The sequence below is a fragment of the Salmonella sp. SAL04214 genome, from assembly GCF_046550615.1.
Taxonomy (GTDB): Bacteria; Pseudomonadota; Gammaproteobacteria; order Enterobacterales; family Enterobacteriaceae; genus Salmonella; species Salmonella enterica.
In genome coordinates, this window is sequence record NZ_JBGDXT010000014.1 from 118,507 (window position 1) to 139,254 (window position 20,748).

The window sequence follows — 20,748 nt, forward strand, 5'->3', positions numbered from 1 at the left end:
ATGAATAACAATGATATTTATCGTCAGTATATGTACAGTTATCCGCATAAGACGGCTTATCGGGAGCTGGAGAACGTCAGCTTTAGCGAAGTAAAACCGCGGATTTACGAGCACGACACACATCTGTATGTTCATATGCCGTTTTGTCAAAGTCGCTGCGGGTTCTGTAATTTATTTACCTGCACTGGCGCAGAGAATACGTTCATTGATAGCTATATCGACGCGATTATTACCCAGGGCCAACAAATGGCGCTGGCGCCCGTCCACTGGGCAAGCTTTACCGTAGGCGGCGGCACACCTCTGCTATTAAACATTGCGCAATTAGAGAGGTTATTTTTTTCCGTCTTTGATGTGCTCAATGTTGACTGGAATATTTATAAAACAATTGAAACTTCCCCTACGGATACCACGGCAGAAAAAGTAGCGCTATTAAACGCCTTTTCCGTTAATCGCGTCAGTATTGGCGTACAAAGTTTTCATGATAGCGAGTTACATACGCTGCACCGCCGCCATAATGCCGCCAGCGCGCACCAGGCGCTGGAATGGCTAAAGGCGGGTCATTTTCCATCACTCAATATTGATATTATTTACGGTATTCCCGGACAGACTCACGCAAGCCTGACGGAATCGTTACATCAGGCGCTCGTTTATCAACCGGAAGAGCTGTTTCTTTATCCGCTTTATAATATGCCTCGCCAGGAAAATATGCATGGCTACTACGTTTTAGCCCGCGATCTTTTACGCAACGCGGGCTACACCCAAACGTCCATGCGCCGTTTCGTCCTTAATCCAGCGCCATCCGCCGCGGCGGAAAGCTGCGGATTTGAAAACTCACTGGCGCTCGGCGCGGGCGGCAGAAGTTATCTTGGCAATCTGCATTACTGTTCGCCGTGGTCGTCGAACCTGCAGACATCACGAAAAATCATTCAGGCGTTTATCGACAGCCCGGATAAAACCGTCATTCATCACGGTTATCTGCTCCCCCCTGATGAAATGAAACGCCGCTTTATCATTAAAAATCTATTTTTCTGGCAGGGACTTTCTCTTAGCGATTATCAGCAATATTTTGCCAGCGATGCGCTAAGGGATTTCCCCGACCTGGAACGCTTTATACGGCAGGGCTACTGTTATCAGAATGGCAATCGCCTCCGGCTAACGGAGACCGGTATGGCATTATCCGATTGCCTTGCACCTGTGTTCGTTTCGCCTGAGGTGATGCTACGGGAGAATCGGCAGAGATGAGCGCCCCCGCCCTGCGCGATATTCACACGCTGTTTTATCGCGGCTATCTTAAATCGTGTAATTATCATTGCGGCTATTGCCCGTTCCATAAACACGCCCGTAACGATAAAAAACGCGACGAAGCCGCGCTATGGCGCATGGTTGACCATTTGCCTCTTTTAGGTACGCCGTTGAATGTGATGATTACGCCTTATGGCGAGGCGCTACGCTTGCGTTATTACATGGCGGCGTTGGCAGAAATTAGCCGCTATCCTCATGTTCAGGCGGTCGGCATACAAACTAACGCCTCTTTTTCGTTAATGTCATTGCTGGAATCATTTCGTGCCGGCGGCGGAGATATCTCAAAGCTTCGGTTATGGTGTTCTTTTCATCCCTCACAAATTACCGCTGAGCGCTTTCTCCAGCAGTGTTTAGCGCTCTCTGCCGCCGGAATAACCTGGTGCGCGGGGGCTGTCGCCAGTATGAAAGATATCGACCAGTTTCGTTGGCTACGCCAGCGGTTGCCTGACCAGAATTATTTTTGGTTTAACGCCAACGAGTGTGCCAATACCCGGCATACCGTGGAGGAAACCATCGCCTTCGGCGAACTCGATCCGCTGTATGTGATTGAAACACAGCAGTGGCCAGCGCAGCTGGATATCTGTACCGCAGGAAGAAAAAGTATTTTTATGAATGCAGAAGGCGATCTTTTTGCTTGTCATATCAGCAAAATTAAAATGGGTAATTTATATCAGCAACGGCTTAATTCTCCCGCCTGCCAGGCAAAACAATGCCACTGTTTTCTCGCTTATCAGCACCGTCTCGATATTCCATTGCTGAATCACCTGGATACCTCACGCTGTTTTAGGATCGGGCGCTCATGCGATATCGTTTAATCGCTTTTGATCTTGATGGAACGCTGCTAAACCGTAATAAACAAATTCTGCCAGAGTCGCTAACCGCTATCCGTCAGATGCAGGACATGGGCTGCCGAATAATGCTTGTCACCGGTCGCTCTCATCGTGAAGCCTATGCGTATTATCAAACGCTGGCGCTCACCGAACCGATGATCTGTTGTAACGGAAGTTATATTTATCAACCGGCTCAACAGCAGGTCCTTCACCCGCTGCCGCTGACGCACTTACAAACGGAAAAAATACTGGCGCGGGTATATCCGCTTAAACCGACAATTCGTGCTGATGATAAAATAATCTTTCAGGCTGATGAGCTAAGCAGTAGGGAGAATATTTGGCAAATCAGCGTCGTTCATCGGCACATAAAACAACTACAAAATATTGCTGAGTTTATACAGCATGAATTACAGCTAAGCTGTACCTGGTCCTGGCATCATCAACTGGATATTCTCCAGAAGGGGTGTAGCAAAGGACAAAGCCTCGCCAGATATGCACAGCAACAGCATATCGCAATGCGCGAAGTGATGGCGTTTGGCGATAATGATAACGATGCGGAAATGCTACGTTTAGCCGGATTGGGCGTCGCGATGGGGAATGCCAGCGCTCGGGCAAAGATGTATGCGGATAGCGTCATTGGTCGGCATAATACGCCAGCGATTGCTGATTTTTTGGCAACCTTATCCCTTTATCAATGTGAATAAAAAAACCCCGCCGAGTTTTCATTTCGACAGGGTTTTTATCCGTAAGAACGTTAATTACTCTTCTTTCTGACCACGGTTCGCACGGCGGCGATCGTTTTCCGTCAGGTGACGTTTACGGATACGGATAGAGGTTGGGGTGACTTCTACCAGTTCGTCGTCATCAATGAACTCCAGCGCTTGCTCAAGGCTCATTTTAATTGGCGGAACCAGAATCACCGCTTCATCCGTACCAGACGCACGCATGTTGGTCAGTTTCTTACCGGTCAGGCAGTTTACCGTCAGGTCGTTGGAGCGACTGTGAATACCAATAATCTGGCCTTCATAAACTTCCGCGCCGTGACCCAGGAACAGCTTACCGCGATCCTGCAAACCGAACAGCGCAAACGCCACCGCTTTACCCTGACCGTTGGAGATCAGTACGCCGTTCTGACGCTGGCCCACTTCACCCGGACGAATATCGTCGTAGTGGCTGAAGGTGGAGTACAGCAGACCCGTACCGGAAGTCATGGTCATGAATTCTGAACGGAAACCAATCAGCCCGCGGCTTGGGATCACGTAGTCGAGACGTACGCGGCCTTTACCGTCCGGATTCATGTTTTTCAGGTCGCCTTTACGCTCGCCCAGCGCCTGCATGACAGACCCCTGGTGCTGCTCTTCGACGTCCAGCGTCACGTTTTCGTACGGCTCTTGTTTACGACCGTCGATTTCACGGAAGATAACTTTCGGACGGGAAACCGCCAGTTCGAAACCTTCACGACGCATATTTTCAATCAGCACGGACAGGTGCAGTTCGCCACGACCGGATACACGGAACGCATCCGCATCTTCGGTTTCTTCAACGCGCAGCGCCACGTTATGCACCAGCTCTTTGTTCAGACGGTCAAGAATCTGACGAGAAGTCACAAACTTACCTTCTTTACCGCAGAACGGCGAGGTGTTAACGCAGAAGAACATAGACACGGTCGGCTCATCAACGGACAGCGCCGGCAGCGCTTCAACGTTCTGCGGGTCGCAGATGGTGTCGGAGATGTTCAGCTCGCCCAGACCGGTGATCGCAATGATATCGCCCGCTTCGGCGATATCGCTGTCGATACGCTCCAGACCCAGATGCGTCAGCACTTTACCTACTTTCGCGTTACGGGTTTTCCCTTCACTATCGATGATAGTGACCTGCTGGTTCGGCTTCACTTTGCCGCGTTTGATACGGCCAATGCCGATAACGCCAACGTAGTTGTTGTAGTCCAGCTGGGAAATCTGCATCTGCAACGGACCATCGAGGTCAACGTCCGGCGCCGGAACATGATCAACGATCGCCTGATACAGCGGGGTCATGTCTTCCGCCATATCTTCGTGGTCCAGACCCGCGATACCATTCAGCGCCGAAGCGTAGATGATCGGGAAGTCCAGCTGTTCGTCGGTCGCGTCGAGGTTAACAAACAGGTCGAATACCTGGTCAACAACCCAGTCAGGGCGCGCGCCAGGACGGTCAACCTTGTTGATAACCACAATAGGTTTCAGGCCATGAGCAAAGGCTTTTTTGGTCACGAAGCGCGTTTGCGGCATCGGGCCGTCAAATGCGTCAACCACCAGCAGCACAGAGTCAACCATGGACATGACGCGCTCTACTTCACCACCGAAGTCAGCGTGCCCGGGAGTATCAACGATGTTGATACGGTAATCATTCCATTTAATAGCGGTGTTTTTAGCGAGGATAGTAATACCACGCTCTTTCTCCAAATCGTTGGAGTCCATCACTCGCTCTTGAGTTTCGGCACGCGCGTCGAACGTACCGGATTGCTGGAGCAGCTTATCAACCAGGGTAGTTTTACCATGGTCAACGTGCGCGATGATGGCGATGTTACGCAAATTTTCGATCACAACTTTGCCTCAGGCATTAGAAATAGCGCGTTATTGTACACGGATTAATCGCACTACAAAACAGGATCACAAACATCCTCCGCAAACAAGTATTGCAGAGTCTCTTTGTGATCGCTTTCACGGAGCGTTAAAAGGGTGGCTTGCGTTCTATTGCACCAATGTGGTGCTTAATGTTCACATTAAAGCACTATTTTGGTGCAACATAATCACCGCGGTGCAGCCCTTTTGCACGATGGTCCGCATGATAACGCCTTTTGGGGGCAATGTGAAAGTTGGCACAGATTTCGCTTTATATTTTTACGGCGACACGGCCAGCAGAATTGAAGATCTCGTTACCACGACGACCGACCATGACCAATCCGGGAGAGTACAAGTATGTCCGCTGAACACGTTTTGACGATGCTGAACGAGCACGAAGTGAAGTTTGTCGATCTGCGCTTCACCGATACCAAAGGCAAAGAACAGCACGTCACGATTCCTGCTCATCAGGTAAATGCCGAATTCTTTGAAGAAGGCAAAATGTTTGACGGCTCCTCTATCGGCGGCTGGAAAGGCATTAACGAATCCGACATGGTGCTGATGCCCGATGCGTCCACTGCAGTTATCGACCCGTTCTTCGCGGACTCTACCCTGATTATCCGTTGCGACATCCTGGAGCCTGGCACTCTGCAAGGTTATGACCGTGACCCACGTTCCATCGCAAAACGTGCGGAAGACTACCTGCGCGCGACCGGTATCGCCGATACCGTCCTGTTTGGGCCGGAACCTGAATTCTTCCTGTTCGACGACATCCGCTTCGGCGCATCTATCTCCGGCTCACATGTGGCGATTGACGATATTGAAGGCGCCTGGAACTCCTCTACCAAGTACGAAGGCGGCAACAAAGGCCATCGTCCGGGCGTGAAAGGCGGTTATTTCCCGGTTCCGCCAGTTGACTCCGCGCAGGATATCCGTTCTGAAATGTGTCTGGTCATGGAGCAAATGGGCCTGGTCGTTGAAGCGCACCATCACGAAGTAGCGACCGCAGGTCAGAACGAAGTGGCGACCCGCTTTAACACCATGACCAAAAAAGCCGACGAAATTCAGATTTACAAATATGTCGTGCATAACGTGGCTCACCGCTTCGGTAAGACCGCGACCTTTATGCCAAAACCAATGTTCGGCGATAACGGTTCCGGTATGCACTGCCACATGTCGCTGGCGAAGAACGGCACCAACCTGTTCTCTGGCGACAAATATGCCGGCCTGTCTGAACAAGCGCTGTACTACATCGGCGGCGTCATCAAACACGCCAAAGCCATCAACGCCCTGGCGAACCCGACCACCAACTCCTACAAGCGTCTGGTCCCGGGTTACGAAGCGCCGGTGATGCTGGCCTACTCCGCCCGTAACCGTTCCGCCTCCATCCGTATTCCAGTGGTGGCGTCTCCGAAAGCGCGCCGCATCGAAGTTCGCTTCCCGGACCCGGCGGCTAACCCGTATCTGTGCTTTGCCGCCCTGCTGATGGCCGGTCTGGACGGGATTAAGAATAAGATTCACCCGGGCGAAGCCATGGACAAAAACCTGTATGACCTGCCGCCGGAAGAAGCGAAAGAGATCCCACAGGTAGCGGGTTCTCTGGAAGAAGCGCTGAACGCGCTGGATCTGGACCGCGAGTTCCTGAAAGCAGGCGGCGTGTTCACGGATGAAGCGATCGATGCGTATATTGCGCTGCGTCGCGAAGAAGATGACCGCGTGCGTATGACCCCGCACCCGGTAGAGTTTGAGCTGTACTACAGCGTTTAATCGTATATTAAAAATCCGACGAATTTCGCGTTGCTGCAAGGCGGCAACTGAGCACATCCCCAGGAGCATAGATAGCGATGAGACTGGGGTAAGCGAAGGCAGCCAACGCAGCAGCAGCGTGAAAGGCGTCAGGAGTTTTTGAGTTGCCGTGGAAACTTTCAGCCCATCCCAGGATGGGCTTTTTTCTCCACCAACAATCTGATCTCACGCGCTTTTTAGTGGTAAAAAGCTATAATGCACTAAAATGGTGCAACCTTTTCCAGGAGACTGCTGAATGGCAAGCGGCATACAGCCCGATGCTGGGCAGATCCTCAATTCGTTAATCAACAGCGTGCTGGTGGTCGACGACGCGCTGGCAATCCATTACGCCAACCCTGCCGCGCAGCAGTTGCTCGCGCAAAGCTCACGCAAACTGTTCGGGACGCCGTTACCTGAACTGTTGAGCTATTTTTCGTTAAACATTGACCTGATGCGCGAAAGTTTAGCGGCAGGGCAAGGCTTTACCGATAACGAAGTGACGCTGGTGATTGATAGTCGCTCGCATATTCTCTCTTTGACCGCCCAACGTCTGCCCGACGATTTTATACTGCTCGAAATGGCGCCGATGGATAACCAGCGTCGTCTGAGTCAGGAGCAGTTGCAGCACGCGCAGCAAATCGCCGCCCGCGATCTGGTGCGCGGTCTGGCGCACGAAATCAAAAATCCGCTCGGCGGCCTGCGCGGCGCGGCGCAGCTACTCAGCAAGGCGCTGCCCGACCCGGCGCTAACGGAATATACCAAAGTCATCATTGAACAGGCCGACAGGCTACGCAACCTTGTCGATCGTTTGCTGGGGCCGCAGCACCCGGGAATGCACATTACCGAGAGCATACATAAAGTCGCGGAGCGCGTGGTGGCGCTGGTGTCGATGGAACTGCCGGATAATGTCCGGCTTATCCGCGATTACGACCCCAGTCTGCCAGAACTGCCGCATGACCCGGAACAAATTGAGCAAGTACTGCTGAATATTGTCCGCAATGCCTTGCAGGCGCTGGGGCCGGATGGCGGCGAAATTACGCTGCGTACCCGTACCGCCTTCCAGTTAACGCTGCATGGCGAACGCTATCGCCTGGCGGCGCGTATAGACGTTGAAGACAATGGGCCGGGCATTCCTCCCCATTTACAGGATACGCTGTTCTACCCGATGGTCAGCGGTCGCGAAGGCGGCACCGGGCTTGGGTTATCTATCGCCCGCAATCTTATCGATCAACACGCCGGCAAAATTGAATTTACCAGTTGGCCGGGGCATACCGAGTTTTCGGTTTACCTGCCGATTCGGAAATAGAGGTGTTTATGCAACGAGGAATAGTCTGGGTCGTCGATGATGATAGTTCCATCCGTTGGGTGCTTGAACGTGCTCTCGCCGGGGCAGGGTTGACCTGTACCACTTTTGAGAATGGTAATGAAGTACTGGCTGCGCTGGCCAGTAAAACGCCGGACGTCTTGCTGTCGGATATCCGAATGCCAGGAATGGACGGGCTGGCGCTATTAAAGCAGATTAAACAACGTCATCCGATGCTTCCGGTCATCATTATGACCGCGCATTCCGATTTAGATGCCGCCGTGAGCGCTTATCAGCAGGGGGCGTTTGATTATCTGCCTAAACCGTTTGATATTGATGAAGCCGTCGCTCTGGTCGAGCGCGCGATTAGCCACTATCAGGAGCAGCAGCAGCCGCGTAATATCGAGGTTAACGGCCCGACAACAGACATGATAGGCGAAGCGCCCGCCATGCAGGATGTGTTTCGCATTATTGGTCGGCTGTCGCGTTCTTCGATTAGCGTGCTGATTAACGGCGAATCAGGAACCGGTAAAGAACTGGTCGCCCATGCGCTACATCGCCATAGCCCACGCGCCAAAGCGCCGTTTATCGCGCTCAATATGGCGGCCATCCCGAAAGATTTGATTGAATCCGAACTGTTTGGCCATGAGAAAGGCGCTTTTACCGGGGCGAATACCATCCGGCAGGGCCGTTTCGAGCAGGCTGACGGCGGCACGCTGTTTCTGGACGAAATTGGCGATATGCCGCTGGATGTCCAGACTCGTCTGTTACGCGTGCTGGCTGACGGACAGTTCTACCGTGTGGGCGGGTACGCGCCGGTAAAAGTGGATGTGCGCATTATCGCCGCCACCCACCAGAACCTCGAACGACGCGTTCAGGAAGGGAAATTCCGCGAAGACCTGTTCCACCGCCTGAACGTGATTCGTATCCATCTTCCGCCGTTGCGTGAACGCCGTGAGGATATTCCGCGCCTGGCGCGCCATTTTTTGCAGGTCGCCGCCCGTGAATTAGGCGTGGAAGCCAAATTATTACATCCAGAAACCGAAACGGCGTTAACGCGCCTGGCATGGCCTGGTAACGTGCGTCAGTTAGAAAATACCTGCCGCTGGCTCACCGTCATGGCCGCCGGACAGGAGGTATTGATCCAGGATTTACCGGGCGAACTGTTTGAAGCCTCGGCGCCGGATAGCCCGTCCCACCTGCCGCCGGATAGCTGGGCTACATTACTGGCGCAATGGGCGGACCGCGCCTTGCGATCCGGTCATCAAAACCTGCTTTCTGAAGCGCAGCCAGAACTGGAGAGAACGCTACTGACCACGGCGTTACGCCATACGCAGGGTCATAAACAGGAAGCCGCCAGGCTGCTCGGTTGGGGGCGAAACACCCTAACGCGGAAGTTGAAAGAGCTGGGAATGGAGTAAACATTACCCGCGAGTGTAAAGATTAATAATTGAGCGCAAAACGCTGCTATTTTGCGCTTTACTGTTCCGATGAGTTCAGTATGATCATGCCCGGCAAACGGGGGGATTCATTATGTTAGAATCTATTATTAATCTGGTATCGAGTGGAGCGGTCGACAGCCACACGCCACAAACTGCGCTAGCCGCCGTGTTGTGTGCCGCGCTGGTGGGACTGTTCAGCTGACAATGTGCCGGATGGCGCTAATGCTTATCCGGCCTACAGGTTGTCGCAACGTGTAGGCCCGGTAAGCGCAGCGCCACCGGGCAACCCGGCTAAATGACGCGCGAGAACTGCTGCATCCGCGCTTTCTGGCGCAGATACGCGTCAAAGCACATGCAGATATTGCGAATCAGCAAACGACCTTTCGCCGTCACCTGAATTCCCTTCTCGCTAATATCCACCAGCCCATCTTTCGCCAGCGGCGACAGTAACTGCAAATCTTCGGCAAAATACTCAGCGAAATGCAAACCCCACTGCTGTTCGACAGCGTTAAAATCCAGGCGGAAGTTACAAATCAGCGCCTTGATAACATCGCGACGAATGCAATCATCACGGGTCAGCGTAATACCACGCCATAGCGCATTGCCCCGCTCATCCACTTGCTGGTAATAACGCTTCAGCTCTTTCTGGTTCTGCATGTAGCCATCGCCAATCATGCTGATAGCAGAAACCCCCATCCCCAGCAGATCGGTATCGCCCTGGGTCGTATAGCCCTGAAAATTACGGTGCAGCACGCCTTCGCGCTGCGCGACGGCCAGTTCGTCGTCCGGACGGGCAAAATGGTCCATCCCGATAAACTGATAACCGGCCTGAGTAAGCGATACGATGGTCTCCTGCAAAATATCCAGTTTCTGCTGCGCGCTGGGTAAATCGGCATCTTTAATTTTACGCTGGGCGGCAAAAAGCGTTGGCAGATGCGCATAGTTAAAGACGCTCAAACGATCGGGGTTCAGTTCCGTCACACGCTTCAGCGTGAAAGCGAAGCTTTCCGGCGTCTGTTTCGGTAGACCGTAGATCAAATCGATATTGGTCGAGGTAAAGCCGATATCGCGGGCGTGATTAAGCAACGCAAAGATGAATTCTTCATCCTGCTCGCGGTTAACCAGGCGCTGCACCTCTTTATTAAAGTCCTGCACGCCCATACTCAGGCGGTTAAAACCTTCCGCACGTAAATGATCGAGCACATCCAGCTCAATTTCACGGGGATCGACTTCGATCGAGATTTCCGCGTCGGTATTAAAGTGGAAATTTTCACGCAACAGCGTCATTAAGCGGCTGATTTGCGCTTTATTCAGGTAAGTAGGCGTACCGCCGCCCCAGTGAAGCTGGCTGACATGACGGTCTGCAAACAGCGGCGCGCGATGGCGAATTTCCTGCTCAAGCGCGTCAAGATACTGGTCAGCTTTATGCTGTTGGCGGGTGACAATCTTGTTGCAGCCGCAGAAATAACACAACTTGTGACAAAACGGGATATGCACATACAGCGAGAGCGGACGTTCAGGATAACGCGCCACAGCCTGCAAGAATGCGGCGTCCTCGAAGTCTTCAGAAAACTCCTGCGCGGTTGGGTACGAGGTATATCGTGGCCCGGAATAGTTATATTTCTGGATCAGGGCCAGATCCCAGTCTATTTGCTGTTCAGACATGCTCACTCCTTCCGATGGCGTCTCTGGCGGGTACGGCGTACCGGCTTCACGCCATGACGGGCGGCAAGCCGGCTGCGCAGCCATTTCTGTCGCCGCGACAATCGCTGTAGTTTAACGAATAACCACACCAGATAACATATAACCGGAAGGGTTATAAGCAGGACGGGCAAGCCCACGGTGTAAACCCGTTAGTTGCCGCCTCTTAGCAGGCGCATCATATCTTCCTGCTTCTCGTCCTCTTCGTCGTCTTCGTCGTCGTCATCGTAAGACAGACCAAGCTTCTGCATCAGTTCATCAATACGATCCAGTTTGGCATCTACCCAGGCTTGATCTTCCGCACTCAGGGTTTCGCCCGCTTCCAGACGTTCTAACAGCGCATCCAGGCGCTCATCCGTTTCCAGTAAATCCAACTCCGCCTGCGGTGAAAGCATAGGTTTCTCACTTTTCGGTTTATGCTGTTGGGTCACTTTTTCAGTCACGCCCAATGGAACAGGTGTTTTACTGCCAATACGTGGATCTTTTTGTTGATTCTGATTGCCGCCGCCCGAAACGGAATTGCCGCCCGCCGCGCGACTTCCCGGCGCATGACCGCGATGTTTTTTCAGGCGTTTACGGTCGCGCGCCTCCTGGTTTAACTCTTCACGCGTTTTACGACGCTGTTTGCCAAAGGCTTTACTGCGCGGTGCAGAGGTTGGTTTTTTCATGATGTCAGATCTTTAAGCCGTTTTATTCAGTATAGAATTGAGGCGGAATCTAGCAGAAAGCAAGCAAAGAAAAAAGGCGACAGAGTAATCTGCCGCCTTTTTTCTTGACTCACGACCCTTAACGGGTTCCACCATCCCTGTTGGCTATCAACACGCCCTGTTTTTCCCTTAGCCTGGAACATTCCATGTTGTTTCCATTTCCTTTTACTAACGTCTCCGGACGTTTGTCTTCCTGACAATCCTGTGTCTTCGCCTCCTGGCGCTCCTGACCCTCATCCTGAGTCGTTGATCCTGTTAGCGTCCTCGCTATGTGCATTACTTTACTCTTTTGGGGTAAACTCACAAGATACCGACACGGCAAATCCCTTTTTTTCAGACAATTACCTTTCTATAAATTCATGATTTAACTATATTAACTGGCTTTGAGCCTGACAACGACTCTGTCATGTCGCATAAGTGCAATGGACAATGTCTCACAAAGCGTATGGCTTTTGCTTACAGCACCGCCGCGCCGAAAAATCCGTCTTTTGCTGGCGTTCAGGTATAATCGCCACAATGCTTTGACTGACGGAGACGACCGCTTTGACTAACCTGAATTATCAACAGACGCATTTTGTGATGAGTGCGCCTGATATTCGCCATTTACCTTCCGATTGCGGAATTGAAGTGGCTTTTGCTGGCCGTTCCAATGCAGGCAAATCCAGCGCCCTGAACACGTTGACCAACCAAAAAAGCCTGGCGCGCACCTCTAAAACGCCGGGCCGTACCCAATTGATTAACCTGTTTGAAGTCGTAGATGGCAAACGGTTGGTCGACCTGCCGGGCTATGGCTACGCGGAAGTCCCGGAAGAGATGAAACGCAAATGGCAACGCGCGCTGGGGGAATATCTGGAGAAACGTCAAAGCCTACAGGGCTTAGTCGTTTTAATGGATATCCGCCATCCGTTGAAAGACCTCGACCAACAGATGATCCAGTGGGCTGTAGAGAGCAATATCCAGGTTCTGGTTCTGCTGACCAAAGCGGACAAACTGGCCAGTGGCGCGCGCAAGGCGCAGTTGAATATGGTACGTGAAGCCGTGCTGGCTTTTAATGGCGATGTGCAGGTAGAAGCGTTTTCCTCGCTGAAAAAGCAGGGCGTGGATAAGTTACGTCAGAAGCTGGATAGCTGGTTTAGTGAACTGGCACCGGTCGAAGAGATTCAGGACGGGGAATAATCACCCGCTATGCCGGATGGCGCCGCTGCGCGTCTTATCCGGCCTACGGTGTGAGCGAAACTTTTCTTGCGCACAATAAAAAACGCCCCAGTCATAAACTGACTGGGGCGGCTAAAATATTCAGCCAAATCCGATTACGTGAAGTAAAAGGTCTGAAAGATAGAACATCTTACCTCTGTACCCTACGTGAATAACTTTACTCTTTTTTGAGCAACACAGAAAGACCTTTTCGTAATTTTTTTTCATTCTTTACATAGGGAATTCTAATACCCATCACAAAACCCCCGTGCTTATGTTGCTTAATTACGAAAAAAGCGCGTTATTCCTTAAATGCTTAGTGCGCTTGATCCCAATTTTCTCCGCTACCGACTTCCACCAGCAACGGCACATCAATACGCGTGCAGTTTTCCATCAACTGATGGATACGTTTTGCTACCGCATCTAAGTCGTCTTTATGCACCTCGAACACTAATTCATCGTGTACCTGCATAATCATCCGCACGCGTGGCTGCTCGGCCTGTAGCCAGGCATCGACGGCAATCATGGCGCGCTTGATGATATCGGCAGCCGTTCCTTGCATGGGAGCATTGATCGCCGCGCGTTCCGCCCCCGCGCGCCGCGCCGCGTTGCTGGATTTAATATCCGGCAGGTAAAGGCGGCGTCCCTCCAGCGTTTCCACATAGCCTTGTTCTTTTGCCTGAGCGCGGGTGCGCTCCATATATTCCAGCACGCCAGGGTAGCGTTCGAAGTAGAGATCCATATACTTCTGCGCCTCTTTACGCGGAATATTAAGCTGGCGAGAAAGACCGAAGGCGCTCATCCCGTAAATCAGGCCAAAGTTAATGGCTTTCGCACTTCGGCGCTGTTCCCCGGTCACGCTATCCAGCGGCAAGCCAAAGACTTCCGCCGCCGTTGCGCGGTGAATATCCTTCCCTTCGGCGAACGCCGTGAGCAGTCCTTTATCACGGGAAAGATGCGCCATAATACGCAGCTCAATCTGTGAATAGTCCGCAGACACGATGAGATAATCCTCAGGCGCAATAAATGCCTGACGAATGCGGCGGCCTTCTTCATTGCGCACCGGAATATTTTGCAGGTTCGGATCGGTGGACGATAAACGTCCCGTCGCCGTTACCGCCTGATGATAGGACGTATGGACGCGCCCGGTTTTCGGGTTAATCATCAGCGGCAGCTTATCGGTATAGGTGGATTTTAGCTTCGCCAGACCACGATACTCCAGAATCACTTTCGGCAGCGGATAGTCCAGCGCCAGCTCTTCCAGCACCTCTTCCGACGTTGACGGCGCGCCGCCAGGCGTTTTCTTCAACGGCTTAATACCCTGCTTTTCAAACAGGATAGTCTGCAACTGCTTCGTCGAGGACAGGTTGAACGCCTCGCCCGCAATGTCATGCGCTTTCTTTTCCAGTTCCGCCAGACGTAGTGTGATTTCTTCCGAATGTTTGTGCAGGACGGCAGGATCGATTTTTACGCCATTGCGCTCAACGCGTGACAGTACCGGCACCAACGGCATTTCGATGTTTTCGAAAACATTCAGCGGGCCTTTGTGCTGCTGGAGCTCAGGCCACATTTTGAGATGCAACTGTAACGTGACATCCGCATCTTCTGCCGCATAGCGCCCCGCTTCCTCCAGTGCGATCTGGTTAAAGGTGAGCTGGTTTTTACCTTTACCGGCAATGTCTTCAAAGGTGATAGTTTTGTGCTTCAGCCAACGATCGGACAAACTGTCCATATCATGGCGTCCGGCGACGCTGTTCAGAATGTAAGACTCAAGCATGGTATCGAAGGCGATACCGCGCAGCTCAATACCGTAATTTTGCAAGACGCCGCGATCGTACTTGAGGTTTTGCCCCACTTTGCGCACTTTTTCATCTTCCAGCAGCGGCTTCAGCAGTTCCAGAGCACGCTGGCGGGAGATTTGATCCGGAGCGTCCAGATAATCATGCGCGACAGGTACATACGCGGCAACGCCAGGTTCGATGGCAAACGAGAGGCCCACCAGGTTGGCGGCGATATTATCCAGGCTGTCGGTCTCCGTGTCGAAAGCAAAAACTGGCGCTTTTTTCAGCTTTTCAATCCAGCTTTCCAGCGTAACGTCGTCCAGAATCGTGACATAATTTTCATAAGAGAGCGCCGCTGCCGGTTCGCTGGGCGATTCATCAATAACGACCGTTTCCTGCGGTTTGGCCGCCGGTTTCGCGCCCTTTGCCTGTAGCCACTTGCCTGACTCAACGTCCGCCGTCCAGCGCTTAAACTCATATTTTTTAAACAGGCCCAGCAGTTCATCCGCAATCGGCTGCTGCACTTCAAGCTGTTCGCAGGTCAGCTCCAGCTCAACATCCGTTTTAATGGTGGCGAGTTTATAAGACAGGTACGCTACGTCTTTATTCTGCGCTAATTTACCGGCCATCGTTTTGGCGCCGCGGAAAGTGAGACCGGCAATTTTTTCCGGCTCGGCGTACAGCGTATCCAGGCCGCCCAATCCCTGAAGCAAGGCTTGCGCCGTCTTCTCACCCACGCCTGGTACGCCTGGAATATTATCCGAGGAGTCCCCCATCAGCGCCAGAAAGTCGATAATCAGCTCAGGCGGCACACCGTACTTATTAACGACTTCATCCGGGCCGAGGATGGTGTTAGTCATGGTGTTGATCAGCGTAATATTCGGCGTCACCAACTGTGCCATATCTTTATCGCCGGTGCTGATTAATACCGGACGCCCCACCTTCTCCGCTTCTCGCGCCAGTGTACCGATAACGTCATCCGCTTCTACGCCAGAGACTGCCAGCAGAGGTAACCCCATGGCTTTAACCATGGCATGTAACGGCTCTATTTGCGCTCGCAGATCATCCGGCATCGGAGGACGATGCGATTTGTAGTGTTCAAAGAGCTCATCACGGAAGGTTTTTCCTTTGGCGTCAAACACCACCGCAGCATGCGTCGGCTGATACTGCATGATCAGGCTGCGCAACATGTTGAGGACACCATACATTGCGCCCGTAGGTTCTCCCGCGCTGTTGGTTAACGGCGGAAACGCATGATAGGCGCGATAGAGATAGGATGAGCCATCTACGAGAATAAGTGGGTTTTCTGGGATCTGAACCATAATGTCCGTGCCTGTTTAACAGTTTATGGTTAAAGGATGCCACATACAGGAGGAAAACTTGAGTTTTTCGCCGCATTTGCGGAAAAGTTTTGTCGATCTTCAGGATCGCTCGCAAAACAACCTGTGGATAACTTTGTGTGTAAATTCTTACCATTACTTTAAAATCAGCGCGATAGCCTTCTCGTCTTAATAATTACCCATTATTTTCAATGAGTTGTTAACATCACGTTTTTCTGATTATCTGATTCATGCCGTTATCATAATGTGGATAGTTGTTACGAGTGTTTCTATTTCACTCAGCGCCATCATTAGCATCGTTTTCTGATAGAATCAGCCCCTTGCGCCCTTTTCGCGCACCGTTTATGGCTAACTTTTGAATAATTTATTATGACGAGAATACTCGCGGCTATCACGCTCCCATTGAGTATCGTATTGACCATCCTGGTCACTATTGTTTGCTCAGTACCGATCATCATTGCCGGTATGGTAAAGCTCCTTTTGCCTGTTCCCGGTATCTGGCGCAAGGTCTCCATTTTCTGCAATTTCATGATGTATTGCTGGTGTGCTGGTCTTGCAGCGCTGTTACGCCTTAATCCGCACTTGATATGGGATGTAGAAGGGTTAGAAGGACTGAGCAAGAAAAATTGGTATTTACTGATTTGTAATCATCGCAGCTGGGCCGATATCGTTGTGCTTTGCGTTCTGTTCCGCAAGCATATCCCAATGAATAAGTACTTTCTTAAACAGCAATTGGCCTGGGTGCCGTTCATCGGCCTGGCGTGCTGGGCATTAGATATGCCGTTTATGAAGCGCTACTCCCGTAGCTACCTGCTCCGCCACCCCGATCGACGCGGCAAAGATGTTGAAACAACTCGTCGCTCTTGCGAAAAGTTTCGTCGGTATCCCACCACTATCGTTAACTTTGTTGAAGGCTCGCGATTTACGCATGAGAAACGTCAGCAAACGCATTCACCTTATCAACATCTGTTGCCGCCAAAAGCAGCCGGTATTGCAATGGCGATTAATGTTTTAGGCTCACAGTTCGATAAGCTGCTTAATATTACGTTGTGTTACCCAAACAACGATCGTCACCCCTTCTACGATATGCTAAGCGGTAGGCTGACGCGTATTGTTGTTCGGGTGCAACTGGAACCCATAAATGAAGAACTGCACGGCGATTACGTGAACGACAAAACATTCAAACGCCGTTTTCAACGTTGGCTTAATACGCTGTGGGATAAGAAAGATATACAGATAGAAGAGATTAAAACATCTTATAAAAACGCCGGTCAGTGACCGGCGTTCTTTTTATTTTTTATCAACCAAATATTTCACGGTATCAGCATACTGCTGAACAAAAACATCCATGCTGCTGGTATCCATGCCTTGTGGGTTAATCTGGTATTTGCCATTGACGAACATCGCCGGAACGCCCTGCAGTTGCAGGTCAGCCGCGGCTTTCTCCTGTTGCGCAACCAGTGATTTCACCACGAAGCTGTTCCATGCCGCATCGTAATCTTCGCCTTTGACGCCCGCATCAACGAACACTTTACGGATATCCGCGGCAGATTGTACTGTCTGGGTTTTCTGTACGGCTTCAAACAGCGGGACCGTGACTTTATCTTCTACACCCAACGCCATCGCCACCGCCCATGCCTGGGTGAGCTCCTTGCCCAACGGCCCCAGGAACTCAACGTGGTACTTGGTCATTTTGGTGCCTTCCGGCAGCTTTTTCTTCACATTGTCAGACACATGAAGCACTTCTTCAAACTGATAACAATGTGGGCAGTAGAAGGAGAAAAACTCCAGTACCTGGGGTTCGCCAGCGACCGGTTTATCCAGCGTGATATACTGTTTACCGTCGCTGATCTGTGCTGCCGAGGCGCTAAAAGCTAAAACCATACCAGCCAGCGCCAGCCAAATCTTTTTCATGATCAACTCTCTCCGATTAATACATTGGCGTTAATTGTAAAGGGGGTTCGTGCAAAATTTTAGTCTGCTCAATAAAAGTCGTTGTCTGTCGCTGCCAGTAATCTTCCCCTGTTAACCAGGGAAAGTTTTTTGGAAACGCAGGATCGCCCCAACGACGAATCAACCAGGCAAGATAATAAACTAAACGCATGGCGCGTAAAGGTTCAATGAGACCAATTTCAGCCGTATCGAACTCACTAACTTCTTCATAAGCTTCAATAATGGTTTCAAGCTGCATTCGCTGTTCGGCTTTGTCGCCGTTCAGCAGCATCCATAAATCCTGTATCGCCGGGCCGTTACGGGCATCATCTAAATCGACAAACAGCGGTCCATCACGCCATAGAATGTTGCCGGCATGACAATCGCCGTGCAATCGCAGCGTGGCGAAATCGGTGCGCCAGCATTCGGTAACTGCAGACAGTAGAGTATCAGTGGCTTTCAGGAAAGCCGCTTTTTGCCCGGAGGGAATCAGTGCGGCATCTTCGAATACCTGGCGAGGTTCAAAAAGATACTCAGCAAGCCCAATGTCAGGCCGGAAAGTGAAAGGACGTTTTCGCCCCGTCTGATGCAATCGACCAAGATAACGCCCTACCGCCTCCATCTGATCGATATTGTCTGCTTCAAACTGACGACCGCCTACGCTGGGGAAAATGGCATAATGATAGCCCTGATGCGCTAGCAGCGTCTGGCCATTAAACGCGAGCGGAGCGGCAACCGGAACCTCATCCTTCACCAGTTCAAGCGCGAATTGGTGTTCTTCCCGAATTTGATCAACAGACCAGCGTTCAGGACGATAAAACTTAACAACAAAACGTCGACGGTCTTCATCCTGAAACTGATAGACGCGGTTTTCATAACTGTTTAGTGGAGTCAGCCCGGAATCCACCCTGATCCCCTGTTCAAACAGCGCATCCATGATGGTTTCCGGGTGTAGCGTCTGGAAAGTAAAAGCGTTGTCGTTCATCCCATCATCCGGAAAATACTACGAATGATTCAGGATATCATTTCGTGGCGATTTCGGTGGCGCCGCTTACAAGGTTTTACTCTTTAATAACGCCGCGGGCGCGTAAAAGCGCCGTTTTAAAGTCCTCTTCATAGTCTTTTTGAATCCCTGGAATGGCGGCGTCTTTGGCGGAATCGCGCATTTTCAGATGGTAGATCAGGATATCATCAGTTAAATCTTCCAGTTTGCCGTCAAAACCTGACTCTTTCGCCAGTTTCTGCAAAAATTGCGTCAGATTAAGATCAGGCTCTTTCTGCCAGGCTGGCTGGAGGAGTTCAATGACTTCATTCAGGCGTTTACATTTCATAGCTGTGCTCCTTATTCTTGATACAGACACGGTAGCAGGGTCAATCCCACAATAAAAGAGGCGATATCGGTGAATCTGGATGAAGTAATAACCGGCGTGGTGCTGGCAGGCGGTAAAGCCCGGCGGATGGGAGGTGCGGATAAAGGTCTGCTTGAACTGGACGGGAAACCGCTCTGGCGACACGTTGCCGATGCGCTCGCGCCACAACTTGCAACGGTCGTCATTAGTGCTAATCGCCATCTGGATATCTACCAGGCCAGCGGCCTGAAAGTCATTCCGGATTCAATCGCTGACTTTCCCGGTCCGCTGGCGGGTATGCTTTCCGTTTTTCAGCAGGTAGCAGGCGACTGGTTTCTGTTTTGCCCCTGTGACAATCCCTGTATCCCCCACACCCTGGTCGATCGTTTAGCAACGCAGCATCATGGCGCACCCGTGGTTTGGGTTCATGATGGAGAGCGCGATCATCCAACGATCGCGTTGATTAATCGTGCCGTTGAGCCCCAGTTGACAGCTTATTTGCAAGCAGGCGAGCGGCGGGTAATGATTTTTATGCGCCAGGTAGGCGGACACGCCGTTGATTTCAGCGATTGTAAGGAGGCATTTGTGAACGTCAACACGCCGGAGGAACTCGCGCAATGGCAAAAGAGACCATGATACCGCTACTCGCCATTGCCGCGTGGAGCGGCACGGGAAAAACAACACTGCTGAAAAAACTGATCCCAGCACTTTGTGCGCACGGTATTCGGCCAGGGCTGATTAAGCATACCCATCATGATATGGATGTTGATAAACCGGGTAAAGATAGCTACGAATTACGTAAGGCCGGGGCAGCACAAACGCTGGTTGCCAGTCAGCAGCGCTGGGCGTTAATGACTGAAACGCCGGGGCAAGAAGAGTTGGATCTGGCATGGCTGGTGAGCCGGATGGATGCATCAAAGCTGGATATGGTGCTGGTAGAAGGGTTTAAACACGAGGCAGTTGCGAAGATCTTACTTTTTCGTCAGGGATGTGGGCACAGCGAGGAAGAATTAATTCTTGATGAGCATGTTATTGCGGTTGCCAGTGATATTCCACTTGCCGTAGCGGTACCCGTTTTGGATCTTAATGATGTATCGCAGATTTCTGCCTTCATTTTGCGGTGGTTAGAGAAAGCACGTTCCTTGTAGGCCGGATAAGGCGGAGCCGCCATCCGGCGGTGCAGGTTGCCTGATGGCGCTGCGCTTATCAGGCCTACATTTTTACAGTTACCACACACGCAAAGAAGCCCGTCCAGACGGACGGGCTTCTTCACTTGTCTGATGCCTGGCAGTTTATGGCGGGCGTCCTGCCCGCCACCCTACGGGCCGTTGCTGCGCAACGAGTGCTCACCGACAGACTACAGATAAAACAAAAGGCCCTGTCTTCCGACAGGGCCCTTCGTTTTATTTGATGCCTGGCAGTTCCCTACTCTCGCATGGGGAGACCCCACACTACCATCGGCGCTACGGCGTTTCACTTCTG

19 protein-coding genes are annotated in these 20,748 nt (G+C 51.6%); 11 read left to right on the forward strand and 8 right to left on the reverse strand.

What is annotated here, in order from left to right; genetic code table 11:
• Genes ACLJQD_RS20520 through ACLJQD_RS20530 form a run of 3 tightly spaced genes read left to right on the forward strand, consistent with a single transcriptional unit; the run spans position 1 to position 2,836 of the window.
• A complete protein-coding gene (locus tag ACLJQD_RS20520; protein WP_017441905.1) occupies positions 1 to 1,242 on the forward strand; it encodes an STM4012 family radical SAM protein in 1,242 nt (413 codons plus the stop codon).
• Positions 1,239 to 2,117 carry an STM4011 family radical SAM protein gene (locus ACLJQD_RS20525; RefSeq protein ID WP_001736116.1) on the forward strand — a complete coding sequence of 293 codons (879 nt, stop codon included), beginning with the start codon at positions 1,239 to 1,241 and terminating at the stop codon, positions 2,115 to 2,117. The genes ACLJQD_RS20520 and ACLJQD_RS20525 overlap by 4 nt, the downstream gene beginning before the upstream one ends.
• Complete coding sequence (locus ACLJQD_RS20530; RefSeq protein WP_017441906.1) at positions 2,102 to 2,836, forward strand: Cof-type HAD-IIB family hydrolase; 735 nt, start codon at positions 2,102 to 2,104, stop codon at positions 2,834 to 2,836. Before ACLJQD_RS20525 ends, ACLJQD_RS20530 begins: the two co-directional genes overlap by 16 nt.
• 54 nt (positions 2,837 to 2,890) lie before the next feature.
• Here ACLJQD_RS20530 and typA read toward each other — a convergent pair whose 3' ends face one another.
• Positions 2,891 to 4,714: a ribosome-dependent GTPase TypA gene (gene typA, locus ACLJQD_RS20535; protein ID WP_000572064.1), complete on the reverse strand. Its 1,824-nt coding sequence runs from the start codon at positions 4,712 to 4,714 to the stop codon at positions 2,891 to 2,893.
• Between the two features lie 375 nt (positions 4,715 to 5,089).
• Between typA and glnA the strand changes: the two genes are divergently transcribed.
• From glnA to ACLJQD_RS20555, 4 genes are all read left to right on the forward strand, one after another.
• The gene (glnA, locus tag ACLJQD_RS20540) at positions 5,090 to 6,499 is read left to right on the forward strand and encodes a glutamate--ammonia ligase (protein ID WP_001271699.1); all 1,410 of its coding nucleotides are present in this window, start codon (positions 5,090 to 5,092) and stop codon (positions 6,497 to 6,499) included.
• Between the two features lie 274 nt (positions 6,500 to 6,773).
• Positions 6,774 to 7,823, forward strand: a complete 1,050-nt coding sequence (gene glnL, locus ACLJQD_RS20545) for a nitrogen regulation protein NR(II) (RefSeq protein WP_000146192.1) — start codon at positions 6,774 to 6,776, stop codon at positions 7,821 to 7,823.
• Positions 7,824 to 7,831: 8 nt separating this feature from the next.
• Positions 7,832 to 9,241, forward strand: a complete 1,410-nt coding sequence (gene glnG / locus ACLJQD_RS20550; protein ID WP_001188782.1) for a nitrogen regulation protein NR(I) — start codon at positions 7,832 to 7,834, stop codon at positions 9,239 to 9,241.
• 112 nt (positions 9,242 to 9,353) lie between these two features.
• On the forward strand, positions 9,354 to 9,464 hold the full coding sequence (locus ACLJQD_RS20555; RefSeq protein WP_001578131.1) for a YshB family small membrane protein: 111 nt from the start codon (positions 9,354 to 9,356) through the stop codon (positions 9,462 to 9,464).
• Between the two features lie 89 nt (positions 9,465 to 9,553).
• On the opposite strand, the gene hemN is transcribed toward ACLJQD_RS20555, so the two are convergent.
• From hemN to ACLJQD_RS20570, 3 genes are all read right to left on the reverse strand, one after another.
• Positions 9,554 to 10,927 carry an oxygen-independent coproporphyrinogen III oxidase gene (hemN, locus tag ACLJQD_RS20560; RefSeq protein WP_017441907.1) on the reverse strand — a complete coding sequence of 458 codons (1,374 nt, stop codon included), beginning with the start codon at positions 10,925 to 10,927 and terminating at the stop codon, positions 9,554 to 9,556.
• A 188-nt stretch (positions 10,928 to 11,115) separates the two neighbouring features.
• Positions 11,116 to 11,631 carry a Der GTPase-activating protein YihI gene (gene yihI / locus ACLJQD_RS20565; RefSeq protein ID WP_017441908.1) on the reverse strand — a complete coding sequence of 172 codons (516 nt, stop codon included), beginning with the start codon at positions 11,629 to 11,631 and terminating at the stop codon, positions 11,116 to 11,118.
• Between the two features lie 118 nt (positions 11,632 to 11,749).
• On the reverse strand, positions 11,750 to 11,974 hold the full coding sequence (locus tag ACLJQD_RS20570) for a hypothetical protein (RefSeq protein ID WP_001541209.1): 225 nt from the start codon (positions 11,972 to 11,974) through the stop codon (positions 11,750 to 11,752).
• A 239-nt stretch (positions 11,975 to 12,213) separates the two neighbouring features.
• Between ACLJQD_RS20570 and yihA the strand changes: the two genes are divergently transcribed.
• The gene (gene yihA, locus ACLJQD_RS20575) at positions 12,214 to 12,846 is read left to right on the forward strand and encodes a ribosome biogenesis GTP-binding protein YihA/YsxC (RefSeq protein WP_000183327.1); all 633 of its coding nucleotides are present in this window, start codon (positions 12,214 to 12,216) and stop codon (positions 12,844 to 12,846) included.
• Between the two features lie 334 nt (positions 12,847 to 13,180).
• On the opposite strand, the gene polA is transcribed toward yihA, so the two are convergent.
• On the reverse strand, positions 13,181 to 15,967 hold the full coding sequence (gene polA / locus ACLJQD_RS20580) for a DNA polymerase I (protein WP_000249972.1): 2,787 nt from the start codon (positions 15,965 to 15,967) through the stop codon (positions 13,181 to 13,183).
• A gap of 387 nt (positions 15,968 to 16,354) precedes the next feature.
• On the opposite strand from polA, the gene ACLJQD_RS20585 reads away from it, so the two are divergent.
• Positions 16,355 to 17,263 carry an acyltransferase gene (locus tag ACLJQD_RS20585; protein WP_017441909.1) on the forward strand — a complete coding sequence of 303 codons (909 nt, stop codon included), beginning with the start codon at positions 16,355 to 16,357 and terminating at the stop codon, positions 17,261 to 17,263.
• Positions 17,264 to 17,275: 12 nt separating this feature from the next.
• Here ACLJQD_RS20585 and dsbA read toward each other — a convergent pair whose 3' ends face one another.
• The 3 genes from dsbA to ACLJQD_RS20600 form a co-directional block, all read right to left on the reverse strand.
• Positions 17,276 to 17,899: a thiol:disulfide interchange protein DsbA gene (dsbA, locus tag ACLJQD_RS20590; protein ID WP_000725364.1), complete on the reverse strand. Its 624-nt coding sequence runs from the start codon at positions 17,897 to 17,899 to the stop codon at positions 17,276 to 17,278.
• A 16-nt stretch (positions 17,900 to 17,915) separates the two neighbouring features.
• The gene (locus ACLJQD_RS20595; protein WP_000999264.1) at positions 17,916 to 18,902 is read right to left on the reverse strand and encodes a serine/threonine protein kinase; all 987 of its coding nucleotides are present in this window, start codon (positions 18,900 to 18,902) and stop codon (positions 17,916 to 17,918) included.
• 76 nt (positions 18,903 to 18,978) lie between these two features.
• On the reverse strand, positions 18,979 to 19,248 hold the full coding sequence (locus ACLJQD_RS20600) for a YihD family protein (RefSeq protein WP_000649858.1): 270 nt from the start codon (positions 19,246 to 19,248) through the stop codon (positions 18,979 to 18,981).
• Between the two features lie 69 nt (positions 19,249 to 19,317).
• On the opposite strand from ACLJQD_RS20600, the gene mobA reads away from it, so the two are divergent.
• A complete protein-coding gene (gene mobA, locus ACLJQD_RS20605; RefSeq protein WP_017441910.1) occupies positions 19,318 to 19,902 on the forward strand; it encodes a molybdenum cofactor guanylyltransferase MobA in 585 nt (194 codons plus the stop codon).
• The gene (mobB, locus tag ACLJQD_RS20610; RefSeq protein ID WP_010989085.1) at positions 19,899 to 20,414 is read left to right on the forward strand and encodes a molybdopterin-guanine dinucleotide biosynthesis protein MobB; all 516 of its coding nucleotides are present in this window, start codon (positions 19,899 to 19,901) and stop codon (positions 20,412 to 20,414) included. The genes mobA and mobB overlap by 4 nt, the downstream gene beginning before the upstream one ends.
• The last annotated feature ends 334 nt before the right edge of the window (positions 20,415 to 20,748 follow it).